12 protein-coding genes and 1 riboswitch are annotated in these 11,681 nt (G+C 33.6%); of the genes, 7 read left to right on the forward strand and 5 right to left on the reverse strand.

The features are described from left to right. Position 1 precedes the first annotated feature (1 nt). Both IP023_RS07240 and holA read right to left on the reverse strand, forming a co-directional pair. Positions 2-574: a hypothetical protein gene (locus IP023_RS07240; protein ID WP_241789598.1), complete on the reverse strand. Its 573-nt coding sequence runs from the start codon at positions 572-574 to the stop codon at positions 2-4. A gap of 16 nt (positions 575-590) precedes the next feature. Further along, positions 591-1,601, reverse strand: coding sequence for a DNA polymerase III subunit delta (gene holA / locus IP023_RS07245; RefSeq protein ID WP_241789599.1), 1,011 nt, complete (start codon positions 1,599-1,601; stop codon positions 591-593). A gap of 185 nt (positions 1,602-1,786) precedes the next feature. Between holA and IP023_RS07250 the strand changes: the two genes are divergently transcribed. The 6 genes from IP023_RS07250 to IP023_RS07275 all read left to right on the forward strand — a co-directional run bounded on the left by IP023_RS07250 (position 1,787) and on the right by IP023_RS07275 (position 8,134). Further along, complete coding sequence (locus tag IP023_RS07250; protein ID WP_317224539.1) at positions 1,787-2,182, forward strand: type I restriction enzyme HsdR N-terminal domain-containing protein; 396 nt, start codon at positions 1,787-1,789, stop codon at positions 2,180-2,182. A 69-nt stretch (positions 2,183-2,251) separates the two neighbouring features. Next, a complete protein-coding gene (gene clpP, locus IP023_RS07255) occupies positions 2,252-2,950 on the forward strand; it encodes an ATP-dependent Clp endopeptidase proteolytic subunit ClpP (protein WP_241789601.1) in 699 nt (232 codons plus the stop codon). A 2-nt stretch (positions 2,951-2,952) separates the two neighbouring features. Then, positions 2,953-4,200, forward strand: coding sequence for an ATP-dependent Clp protease ATP-binding subunit ClpX (clpX, locus tag IP023_RS07260; RefSeq protein ID WP_241789602.1), 1,248 nt, complete (start codon positions 2,953-2,955; stop codon positions 4,198-4,200). Between the two features lie 69 nt (positions 4,201-4,269). Beyond that, a complete protein-coding gene (locus tag IP023_RS07265; protein ID WP_241789603.1) occupies positions 4,270-5,091 on the forward strand; it encodes an AMP nucleosidase in 822 nt (273 codons plus the stop codon). A gap of 148 nt (positions 5,092-5,239) precedes the next feature. After that, a riboswitch (SAM riboswitch) is annotated at positions 5,240-5,355 on the forward strand. A 241-nt stretch (positions 5,356-5,596) separates the two neighbouring features. Beyond that, positions 5,597-6,904 carry an O-acetylhomoserine aminocarboxypropyltransferase/cysteine synthase family protein gene (locus IP023_RS07270; RefSeq protein ID WP_241789604.1) on the forward strand — a complete coding sequence of 436 codons (1,308 nt, stop codon included), beginning with the start codon at positions 5,597-5,599 and terminating at the stop codon, positions 6,902-6,904. Between the two features lie 48 nt (positions 6,905-6,952). Then, complete coding sequence (locus tag IP023_RS07275; protein ID WP_241789605.1) at positions 6,953-8,134, forward strand: homoserine dehydrogenase; 1,182 nt, start codon at positions 6,953-6,955, stop codon at positions 8,132-8,134. A gap of 271 nt (positions 8,135-8,405) precedes the next feature. Here the strand turns inward: IP023_RS07275 and IP023_RS07280 are convergent, their stop codons facing one another. The 3 genes from IP023_RS07280 to IP023_RS07290 all read right to left on the reverse strand — a co-directional run bounded on the left by IP023_RS07280 (position 8,406) and on the right by IP023_RS07290 (position 9,505). Then, a complete protein-coding gene (locus tag IP023_RS07280) occupies positions 8,406-8,882 on the reverse strand; it encodes a hypothetical protein (RefSeq protein ID WP_241789606.1) in 477 nt (158 codons plus the stop codon). A 10-nt stretch (positions 8,883-8,892) separates the two neighbouring features. Then, complete coding sequence (locus tag IP023_RS07285; RefSeq protein ID WP_241789607.1) at positions 8,893-9,078, reverse strand: hypothetical protein; 186 nt, start codon at positions 9,076-9,078, stop codon at positions 8,893-8,895. 202 nt (positions 9,079-9,280) lie between these two features. Next, complete coding sequence (locus tag IP023_RS07290) at positions 9,281-9,505, reverse strand: hypothetical protein (protein WP_241789608.1); 225 nt, start codon at positions 9,503-9,505, stop codon at positions 9,281-9,283. 1,332 nt (positions 9,506-10,837) lie between these two features. Here IP023_RS07290 and IP023_RS07295 point away from each other — a divergent pair. Then, entirely contained in the window at positions 10,838-11,029 is a 192-nt protein-coding gene (locus tag IP023_RS07295) for a cold-shock protein (protein ID WP_241789609.1), read from the forward strand. Positions 11,030-11,681 lie beyond the last annotated feature (652 nt).

Raw genomic sequence — 11,681 nt, forward strand, 5'->3', positions numbered from 1 at the left:
ATTATTTTAATAGTATACCCACAGAAATATTAAACTGTTGATGTTGAAATTTTTTGCCTATATCAATACGATTGCCGGCCAACTCTTGGTATCCATATGCTGCCGACACAGTCCAATCAATATTACTAGGGTTTTCATGAAGATAGAAAAATCCACCTTTAAATAAAAAACCCTTATCATATTTGGCCGCTATACTAGGCGCATAGCCCGCATTTGCGAACATACCAATTTTTGAATTGGCATTAAACTCACCAAAAGGTAATCTCCCATCCACGAAAATAGGAAATAATTGACGATCATATCTCGCAATTTCCCCTACTTTAGCATGATAAGGATCATTAGTTTGATAATTCCCTTTTAGCTGTTCAGTACCGACTCCAAGCCCCAAATAAGCACGATCATTATAATTTTTGCCAAAAACAAAACTAGCTGAGTAACCGCTGAAAGCACCTGTATACCCTTCATTAGCAAAACCTATGTTTGCGCCCCCTTGTATTAAGGTGTAAAAAGAAGATTGCGCTTTCGCTCCAAATGAAGCAATCAATAAAGATGACAAAAGAAAAAATTTATTCATTGTTAAGTTAAAAGTATCAGTTTAGAATCTTAAATATCATTTCACGCATCAGATCACCATCGCTCGTATTGGGTCCGGCATTAAGGCCTTTAGATTTGAGATCATACTCCCTTAATACAGTAATAACATCAAATAATTTTCTTCGATTAAAATTTCGTGCTGCTAAATCATACTCTTTCGTAAAAAAAGGATGTACCCCCAGCTCCTTTGCAACAGCAGCAGATGACTTGTCCGTGAGGTAATGATAACGCAATAACTTTGTAAAATATCCTCCCAGAGAACCTACCACTAGCACAAAAGGATTCGCTTTTGGATTGGAGGCAAAGTAATCTACTATTTGAATCGCTTTGACAACATCGCGCTTACCCAATGCAGTGTTTAATTCGAAGATATTGAAGTCCTTGCTGATACCGATATTCTGCTCTATATCATGAACCGTTATTTCGCGATCTTTGGGTACATTAAGCACTAATTTCTGTGCTTCATTGGCTACTTTAGAAAGATCCGTACCCAAATAATCAGCCATTAAAGCAGCTGCTTGTGGATGTATGCGATGACCTGTACGTTGCAATTCATCGACAATCCAGGGAGCTACTTTATTGTCATATAGCTTGTCGGACTCAAAAGCTATCCCTTTTTTTTCTATAGCCTTATAAAGCTTTGTTCTTTTATCAAATTTGCCGTGTTTAAAGGCAAAAACCAAAATCGTCGTAGGCGTTGGGTTCTCGACATATTTGGCTATAAAATCATCATCACCTTTCCATTTTAATCCTTGCGCTTCCTTTACGATGATGACTTGATAATCGCTCATCATAGGATACCGCTTAGCAGCGCTTACTATCGATACAAAATCGACTTCTTTCCCATACATTATCGTCTGGTCAAAACCTTTCTGCGCATCATTGAGCACAGAATTCTCAATACTATTACTGATTAAATCTATATAATACGCTTCCTCGCCATGCAGTAAATACAGCGGTTTGAATTTGCGTTGTTTGATATCACTAAGTATAGTCTGTGCACTCATAATAATGCGAAAATACTCATTTCAAATGGAAAAATAACATCGATACAATCTATATCGCACAGCATCAAAGATAGCTCTTGAAGATTTTTAATTATGCCAGATTTTTTGTATTTTTGCCTATGTTTAGGCCCATACCATTAAACTTACCCCCTGCTCCGCTTAAATTGACGCAGAATCGAGACAAAATGTATGTTTTTGATATTTTAAGGAAGAAAAATCTCATTTTAACTCCTGAAGAATGGGTAAGGCAACATTGGATTCATTGCCTACATGCCCATAAGTCATACCCTATGTCATTAATGAAAACTGAAGGTGGTTTGATTATGAATGACCTGCAAAAACGATCTGATTTATTAATTTACAATAACCATGGCGAAAAAATCCTCTTAGCAGAGTTTAAGGCACCATCAGTAAAAATAACATCAAGCACTTTCGAACAAATAAGTAACTACAACACGGTCCATAAGATACCTTTACTATTAGTTAGCAATGGTATTGATCATTATTATTGTAAAATAAATTTTAATTTAGGAACGTACGAATTTATTTCTGATCTACCTATTTACAATAAGCAGACATAAAAGTTATTTATATTTGAGAAAAACAGTTTATATTAGTCTTAAATTTTAATACAGAAGAAAATTACAACAATGAATATAGATAAAAACGAATTTAGAAAATACGCTATAAAGCACCATAGAATTGGTTCTCAGCATGTAGATGGTTTTATCGCTAGAGCACAAACGTCAATACCTACAAACTTGACACCATACATCGTAGAGGAACGTCAATTGAACGTTGCTCAAATGGATGTATTCTCTCGTTTGATGATGGATCGTATTATTTTCTTAGGGGATGGTATCAATGATCAAGTTGCAAACATCATTCAGGCACAACTATTGTTCCTTCAATCAACAGATGCACAACGTGATATACAGATATATATCAACTCTCCAGGAGGAAGTGTTTATGCAGGATTAGGGATATACGATACCATGCAATATATCACACCAGATGTAGCTACAATCTGTACAGGTATCGCAGCTTCTATGGGTGCTGTATTATTAGTTGCTGGCGCCAAAGGTAAACGTGCAGCATTGAGACACTCACGTGTGATGATTCACCAGCCATCAGGTGGTGCACAAGGTGTAGCTTCAGATATGGAAATTAATCTTCGCGAGATGATGAAATTGAAAGAAGAATTATATACCATTATTTCTGATCACTCGGGTCAAACTTATGATTGGGTAGAAAAATCTTCTGATCGTGACTATTGGATGCGTGCTGCTGAGGCGAAAGAATTTGGGATGATAGATGAGGTATTAGTACCTAAAAAAGAGATTAAATAAGAATGAGTAAAAATAATAAAGATATACAGTGTTCTTTTTGCGGAATCAGTAAAAATGAAGCTTTAATGCTTATTGCTGGTGACGGAGCACATATCTGTGATCGATGTGTAACACAGGCAGGTGAGATTCTTGCTGAAGAAATAAATCAGCGTAAGAATCAATCTTTGCAATCGACGTTACAGCTCATCAGACCTTTGGAGATTAAAGAGCATTTAGATCAATATGTAATTGGTCAAGATGATGCCAAGAAAGTAATTTCTGTAGCTGTTTACAATCACTATAAGCGCTTGAATCAACAAAAAAGTGCTGATGAAACAGAAATTGAAAAGTCAAATTTAATCATCGTTGGTGAAACAGGAACCGGTAAAACACTTTTAGCTAAAACAGTAGCTAAGATTCTGAATGTTCCCTTTTCGATTGTAGATGCTACCGTTCTTACAGAGGCTGGTTACGTAGGTGAAGATGTAGAAAGTATTTTGACACGTCTTCTTCAAGCAGCAGATTATGATGTTGCAGCTGCAGAGCGTGGTATTATCTATATTGATGAGATTGATAAAGTAGCACGTAAAAGTGACAACCCTTCTATTACTAGAGATGTTTCTGGTGAAGGTGTACAACAAGCATTATTGAAAATCCTTGAAGGTACAAATGTAAATGTTCCACCTCAGGGAGGACGTAAACATCCAGATCAAAAAATGATTACGGTCAATACAAGTAACATTTTATTCATCTGCGGTGGTGCATTTGATGGGATCCAAAAGAAAATTGCCAATCGATTGAGAACACAAACTGTGGGTTTCAAAATGTTGGATGAAGAAGAGGATATAGACATGAACAATCTATACAGATATATCACGCCACAAGATTTAAAAAGCTTTGGATTGATCCCTGAATTAATTGGTCGTCTTCCGGTATTATCTTATTTGAATCCTTTGGACAAAGAGACTTTATTAAGTATCTTGACACAGCCACGTAATGCATTGATCAAGCAATACATTAAGCTTTTTGAATACGAAGGTATTGACTTAAAGTTTGATGATGATGTATATGAATTTATAGTCGACAAAGCTTGGGAATTTAAGCTTGGCGCCCGTGGACTACGAAGCATCTGTGAGGCCATCATGCTAGACGCAATGTTTGAAGTACCTACATCAAAAGAATATAGTGAGGACAAGCAACTCCATATCACCTTAGATTATGCGAAGAAAAAATTTGCTAAATCAGATATAAAGAAATTAAAAGTTGCTTAAAGTAAACAAAGCCCTCACCCAAAATGTGAGGGCTTTGTTTTAAATGTTAAACCCTAATAGATTGTAACTATGAGCACAAAAAAAGCAAAAACAGTAGACAGCCCTATTACTCCAGGACTAAAATCTAAAAAAGATATCGTTAACAATTGGTTACCTCGATATACAGGTAAACCGTTAAAAGAATTTGGTGAATACATACTATTAACAAATTTCTCCAAATATGTTAAAATGTTCTCTGCAATGCACGAAGATGCACCTATTTATGGGGAAGATAAAGCAATGCAAGCATGTACTGCAAACGGTATTACCATTATAAACTTCGGTATGGGGAGCCCCATGGCGGCCACAGTAATGGATTTACTAAGCGCAATCAATCCCAAAGCAGTTTTGTTTTTGGGAAAAACAGGAGGTCTAAAAAAGAAAATTGCTGTAGGAGAATTGATTTTACCTATCGCTGCTATACGTGGAGAAGGAACATCAAATGATTATTTCCCTCCTGAAGTTCCATCATTACCTTCTTTTGCACTTCAAAAAGCAATATCAACGACCATCCGTGATCATGAAAGAGACTATTGGACAGGCACGGTATATACCACTAATAGACGCGTATGGGAGCATGATAAGGAATTTAAAAAATACCTAAAATCCATCCGTGCCATGGCAGTAGATATGGAAACGGCGACGATATTTAGTGTCGGCTTTGCCAATAAAATACCTACAGGCGCCTTATTATTAGTTTCCGACCAACCAATGGTTCCTGAAGGTGTAAAAACATCTGAAAGCGACTTGTCTGTGACAGCTACATTTGTAGAAACACACTTAAAAATTGGCTTAGAAGCATTAAAACAACTTATTAACAATGGATTAACAGTTAAACATTTGAAGTTTTAAGGAGACTACAGAAATACTTGAAGCCTGCATTTTAAAATTTGCAGGCTTTTTTATGGATATATTTTATAATTTATCAATTAATATTATATATTTGCAATGTACTATTTAGCATAGTGCAACTAATCAACACCTCTCTAGTATTGGTTTTGATTTATAAAGAAGTGGCGAGAGACTGGCTCAATGACCCACTGGCAACCTTCAAAATAGGTTTGAAAAGGTGCCAATTCCTGTCTACTATCATATTGATAATAGAGGATATAAATTAAATAAAACAATGATATTACAATTTACCGAGAATTCATCTTTACGTCATGCTGTATATTTTGAGCAGGACTTCCCTACTACTTATAGCAGTAATTTTTCAATTTCACGAATGCGCTAGTCGTCAGTTTAATCTCTTTTTTCTCGTAGAAAAAAGCTATATTAACCTATTCAATGACGACCAAAATCTGCATCATAAATTGTATAAAAAATTATTAACATTAACTAATAAATTAGAAAAGAAATGGCTGAGAATAAAAACCTTAAATTTGAAACTTTACAGATTCACGCAGGACAAGAAGTAGATCCAACTACCGGATCTAGAGCAGTTCCTATCTATCAAACATCATCATACGTATTTGAAAATGCTGAACATGGCGCTAATCTGTTCGCACTAAAACAATTTGGAAACATATACACACGTATCATGAATCCTACAACAGATGTTTTTGAAAAAAGAATCGCTGCTCTTGAGGGAGGTGTTGCCGCTGTAGCAGTAGCATCAGGCCAAGCAGCACAATTTATAGCATTGAATAATATTTTAGAAAGTGGTGACAATTTTGTTGCTGGCGCAAATTTATATGGAGGAAGTTACAATCAATTCAAAGTAGCTTTCAAAAGATTAGGTATTGAAGCACGTTTTGCTGACGATACAGATGCTGATAACATCGAAAAATTAATCGATAGTAATACCAAGGCTATCTATGTCGAAACGATTGGTAATCCTAGTTATAATATTCCTGATTTTGAGAAAATAACCGCTGTAGCACGTAAACATGATTTACCACTTATCGTAGATAATACATTTGGTGCCGGAGGATATTTATTCAAACCCCTAGAGCATGGTGCCAATGTAGTAGTTGAATCAGCGACAAAATGGATCGGTGGACATGGTACGACTATCGGCGGTGTGATCATCGATGGTGGAAATTATAACTGGGGCAATGGAAAATACAAACAATTTTCAGAACCATCCGAGGGCTACCATGGCTTAGTATTTTCGGATGTATTTGGAGAGAATGGCCCTTTTGGCAACATACAATTTGCAATCAGAGCACGTGTAGAAGGTCTTCGTGACTTCGGTCCTGCCCTATCTCCTTTCAACTCATTCTTGTTAGTACAAGGATTAGAAACATTATCATTACGTGTCCAAAGACATGTAGATAATACATTGGAGGTAGCACAATGGCTGGAATCGCATCCTCAAGTAGAAAAAGTAAGCTATCCAGGACTAAAAAGTCATCCATATCATAATAATGCACAGAAATATCTAAAAAATGGATACGGGGCAGTATTATCATTTACAATTAAAGGGGGAGCAGAAAAAGCAAATCAATTTATAGATTCATTAGAATTGATAAGCCATCTAGCAAATGTTGGAGATGCAAAAACATTAATCATCCATCCTGCAGCAACAACCCACCAACAATTGGATGCTGAAGCACAGCTTAAAGCTGGTGTATTCCCAGGTCAATTACGTCTTTCTGTAGGAATAGAGCATATCGACGACATAAAACAAGACATAGAACAAGCATTTGAAAAAATCAAGTAACTATTTTTCGATCGAATACTATATTTAAACCAAAGGATAAAAGAGGAAATGAGTAAAAAAATAACGATAGGAATGTTTGGTTTCGGAGTTGTAGGTCAAGGCTTATATGACATCATCAAAACCAAAAATCTTAATCTTGAGATAAAAAAGTTTGTAATAAAGAATGCCGACAAAAAGAGATCGCTCCCTGCTGAGCTATTTACAACAGATCCAGAAGCGATCTTAAATGATCCTGAGATCAATACTGTAGTCGAACTAATAGATGATGCTGATGCCGCATTTGAGATCACAAAAAGAGCATTATCTACGGGGAAAAATGTTGTTTCAGCAAATAAAAAGATGATAGCTACTCATTTGGAAGAATTAACAAAAATCCAACAAGAATATGGTACATCATTATTATATGAAGGTGCGGTATGTGGTAGTATTCCTATTATCAGAAATTTAGAAGAATACTATGACAATGAGTTATTACACTCTATTAGCGGTATATTTAATGGTTCTTCAAATTATATCTTATCAAAAATATTCAATGAAAATCAGAGCTACGATACAGCATTAAAAAAGGCGCAAGAATTAGGTTTTGCAGAAACAAACCCTATTTTGGATGTCGGAGGATATGATCCAAAATACAAACTTACTATTGTAGCATCACATGCATATGGTTTATTCATCGACCCTAATACTATTCTAAATCTAGGTATAGATCAATTAGGTGAAGCTGATGTAAGGTATGCTAGAGAGAAGAATCTAAAGATAAAACTAGTACCATTTGCTAAGGAAATCAGTAATAGTGAAGTCGTACTTTATGTTTTACCTAAGTTTATTGATAAAGACAATATCCTATTCAATGTAGAGAACGAAAACAATGGTGTATTAGTGAAAGCAGCCTTTGCCGATGAGCAATTTTTCTATGGAAAAGGAGCTGGTGGTCACCCTACAGGATCAGCTGTCTTGTCAGATATTACAGCATTACGCTACGATTATCGTTATGAATATAAAAAACACTTGACAGAAAAAGAATTAAATTATTCTACTAATTACGACTTGAAGGTATATTTCCGTTACCAAGAAGATGATATTTTAGAGAATCTAGAATTCAAGAGCATTTCTGAGCGCTTTTATAGCGAACAGACAAAATATATAATTGGTACAATTAACCTGCAGGAAATAATTGATAAAAGAGATATCATTAATATCGAAGGCAATTTTATTGCAGAAATCAACTAATTGAGATGCATAGTTAATCAAAAAGTCCTTTTCTGTAATTAGGAAAGGACTTTTTGATATCATTAATTGCGAAGTTGATAAATTGATTCCATTATTTCTTTAGCGCTTAATTACTCAAAAATTAGGTGTCTGAATATTTTGTGAAATTCATACCTCCCCTAAGATATCGCTTCTTTGAGGCACATAATTTACTGTAAACTGTCTCCACCTTGAGGTAGCAATTCCTATATGATGGTTCTAACAACATCTGCATAGTATTAGATTCCATGAATTACCAAGAGTATCCTATACCAGTACCTAGCCACACAGGCATAGTACCATCGACTGTATTAAATAAAGGAGTATAACTTACGTGAAAAGAAACCCCTTTGTTCTTAGGTCTATATCTATATCCTATTTCTGGGACAAATATAAAATTAGATTGCTCTCCTTTTTTTTGATCCATCACAATAAAAGTTGTGTTAAAGCCTAAGACGATTCCTCCTTTATTTTTACCGTATATATAATTTATTCCAATAGGGAAAATTAGAGCATCTTTAACATCTTTAGAGTCAAATAATCCTAATGTATTTCCAATACCTGCTCTAAATCCAAAACCATTATTATCCTTTTTATTTAAACGTATATCAAAATTAACAGCTCCAAGGATACTAGCTCCTCCAGCTTCAATAAATAGATATTTATTCCCTTGTGAATAGGAAAATAAAGAGCATATAGTAAGTGTTATAGTTAAAACTAATAATTTCATAAACTGTTTTTTAGATGATTGCACCTTTCATTGTATTATCATATCTAGCAACTCCATTTATTGAAGCATATTGTAAAATTATTTTTGAAGCATTTTTGCATGCATTGAAAGAATCTTTTCCATTTTTCAACCAATTTATTTTACCTCCTGTTATAGGAAAATAAAAATTAACATCAGTGTAACTATCTATTGGCATTGTTATGGATTCCTTGTTGTATGCTTTTATTTCATTTGACCCAGGTAACACAACGGTTTGAGATTGTGGAGCGTTAAAACAAACAGCAACTGTTCTAGGTACATTTTTATTATATCCTTTTACTTGATCATAAAATAGTTTTATACCTTGTTGAATACCTCGGCTTAAGTCAAACGTAACTCCATTATCTAATAGGCTTTTTTTAATATTTTAATGGGTTAGTTCTAACTGTTGGATCGCAATCTAGACTTCCTCTAAAAACATCTTGTTTGTATGGCTTTAAAGCAGAAGTAAGTTCTTCCCAAGGATTACTTGGCGTAATTTTATCTACTTTAGTAAATGAATTTATATCCCATCCCACTCTTAGTTCATCTGCTGCTATTCCTGACCATTCTATCCAATTTTTCTTTTGTGCTTGGACATTCATTCCTATTTTTTTAACAAAATCAATTTTAATAATAATTATTTAATTATAACGAATATAATGAATATTTTTTTAAAAATTATCACATATTTATCTATGAATTTAATTTATAGATAAAACATTTAAAGATTTTGAGAATATACCTTCCTTAGATATTGATTAGAGATCCAATATATGTGCTGAAGATTTAAGATATGTTAAATATCATGATCAACAGAGTTTTAGAATTATTGTTCAAAGTGGATGTTCATCAAGTATGATGATAAAGAGTCATTATGGGCCTAATTTTATAAGCTATGCTTCTAATGATTATTTAGGCTTTGCAAAGTATACTAAAGTAAAAAAGCGGCAAAAGTAGGTATAGAATATTGCTGTTGATAGCTACGGTGGAGAATTTGGGGAAATACAACAGACAATAGAAGAAATTATTAGACACTGTCCCATAAAGTGTATAAGTTAAAAATATATAGGCTTGGATTTTTGTAATCTGAGCCTTTTGAAAAATATAATCATAATTTGGTTTAAAATATCAAATGAGAACAAACTATTTACCTATACTTATTTTCTTTATTTCCTCATCCGTAATCGTATCCAAACTCTTAGCATAGCGGTAAAAAGTAGCAGGCCTTAAACATAGTGCTGTGTATATTTCCTCTGGTCTCTTGCTTACATCCTAATAGACTCAACACATAAGTAATAATTTAGAGATCCCTTCTTTATTATATCCTTTTAGCCTATCTCCTAGCCTACTCCAAGCTCGGGCTGACTGTAAGCTAGCCTTCGATTTTTCACGGATTAGCTCACGCACATAATCCGCTATCTAAGCCATAAGCTTTGGTAACAACCGACCATTGATAGTACTAGTATCAATGGCCGGTCCTTTGAATTTTCAAGCAGAGCATCATTAATTTTCTAAGATAAGTCATATTTATTACTCAGAAATAAATAAAATATTAAAAAGCAGAATGTTTTGAATGTAAAGTTAAATTTAATGAATATGCTAGATTAATTGCAGCATTTAACGCTCACATTTCTATAGTAAAAAAATGTAACGAAAAAATATTTTTTTTTAGAAAAATATAACTACATTTGTATATAATCAGGCTCTGCCTTGCTAACCTTAGAAAGGATCAGTTTACTTTTCATTTTTTAATCTTTGCTTTCCAGTCGCTAATGTTATCATCTAATTTGATGAAGTAGCTAATTGAATTTGTTTCCCTCAAAATCATTTATTTCTTATTCACGTTTAGTTAACGAATGATTATTTAAGATTTAATAATCTTAAAAAGGATGGCTTTATGCCTTAACAAATTTTTTTATTTAATACATTACAAAATGCAAAAAGGAACAGTAAAATTCTTCAACGAAACAAAAGGTTTTGGTTTTATTACACCTAATGATGGTGGTCAAGATCTATTCGTACACATGTCAGGATTACAAGATAACATTAGAGAAAATGATCAAGTAACATTTGATGTCGCACAAGGAAGAAATGGACTTAACGCTACTAACGTACGTATAGCATAACAATATTATATATTGTGTTAATTTATTAGGGCTAAAACGAATATGTTTTAGCCTTTTTTTATTGTAAACAACCAACATTTTCTGAGCCTAATATCTCCTTAAGTTAATAAATCAAAGTGCCCAATTTACTTTGAAGGCATACATTTTTATATTTATTCACTGTTTGAAAAAGGATAAGGCTACAGAATTACTAATTATAATATATGAAACCTCGCCCTTATTTAGTTTCATAAACCCCTATTTATAATTTTAAGATTAAGAATCCTAAAGCAATTGAGAATATGCTATAACAGGATAAGTACTGACTTAACAATAAAGCGCTGCAGAAATAAAGCGATATATTGTTAAGACACATACATTAATATTAAAAATAAGTTAAAAAAAACGAATTAATTGAAATTCAACAAACAAATGATTAGCTTTAGTATTTAGGAAATTATAAACAACAATTATGAGATACTGGATTGGATTATTTATACTGTGTATTACTGGAAATCAGTATGCTTTTGCAGATACTTTGATTGAAGATAAACCTACTAACTCAATAACTTTTATAGTTTTAGGTTTAGTAGTCCTTTTTGTCATTTTTTTTATGCTATATAAAAGACAAAAAAGAAGATATAATGATTAAATAAAGAAGGTGACCTTCTGG

This window comes from Sphingobacterium rhinopitheci (genome assembly GCF_022627575.1).
Classification (GTDB): domain Bacteria; phylum Bacteroidota; class Bacteroidia; order Sphingobacteriales; family Sphingobacteriaceae; genus Sphingobacterium; species Sphingobacterium rhinopitheci.

Coding starts and splice junctions, on each gene's coding strand:
- IP023_RS07240 (WP_241789598.1), bottom strand. CDS start 574: ATGAATAAATTTTTTCTTTTGTCATCTTTATTGATTGCTTCATTTGGA.
- holA (WP_241789599.1), bottom strand. CDS start 1,601: ATGAGTGCACAGACTATACTTAGTGATATCAAACAACGCAAATTCAAA.
- IP023_RS07250 (WP_317224539.1), top strand. CDS start 1,787: ATGTATGTTTTTGATATTTTAAGGAAGAAAAATCTCATTTTAACTCCT.
- clpP (WP_241789601.1), top strand. CDS start 2,252: ATGAATATAGATAAAAACGAATTTAGAAAATACGCTATAAAGCACCAT.
- clpX (WP_241789602.1), top strand. CDS start 2,953: ATGAGTAAAAATAATAAAGATATACAGTGTTCTTTTTGCGGAATCAGT.
- IP023_RS07265 (WP_241789603.1), top strand. CDS start 4,270: ATGAGCACAAAAAAAGCAAAAACAGTAGACAGCCCTATTACTCCAGGA.
- IP023_RS07270 (WP_241789604.1), top strand. CDS start 5,597: ATGGCTGAGAATAAAAACCTTAAATTTGAAACTTTACAGATTCACGCA.
- IP023_RS07275 (WP_241789605.1), top strand. CDS start 6,953: ATGAGTAAAAAAATAACGATAGGAATGTTTGGTTTCGGAGTTGTAGGT.
- IP023_RS07280 (WP_241789606.1), bottom strand. CDS start 8,882: ATGAAATTATTAGTTTTAACTATAACACTTACTATATGCTCTTTATTT.
- IP023_RS07285 (WP_241789607.1), bottom strand. CDS start 9,078: ATGCCAATAGATAGTTACACTGATGTTAATTTTTATTTTCCTATAACA.
- IP023_RS07290 (WP_241789608.1), bottom strand. CDS start 9,505: ATGAATGTCCAAGCACAAAAGAAAAATTGGATAGAATGGTCAGGAATA.
- IP023_RS07295 (WP_241789609.1), top strand. CDS start 10,838: ATGCAAAAAGGAACAGTAAAATTCTTCAACGAAACAAAAGGTTTTGGT.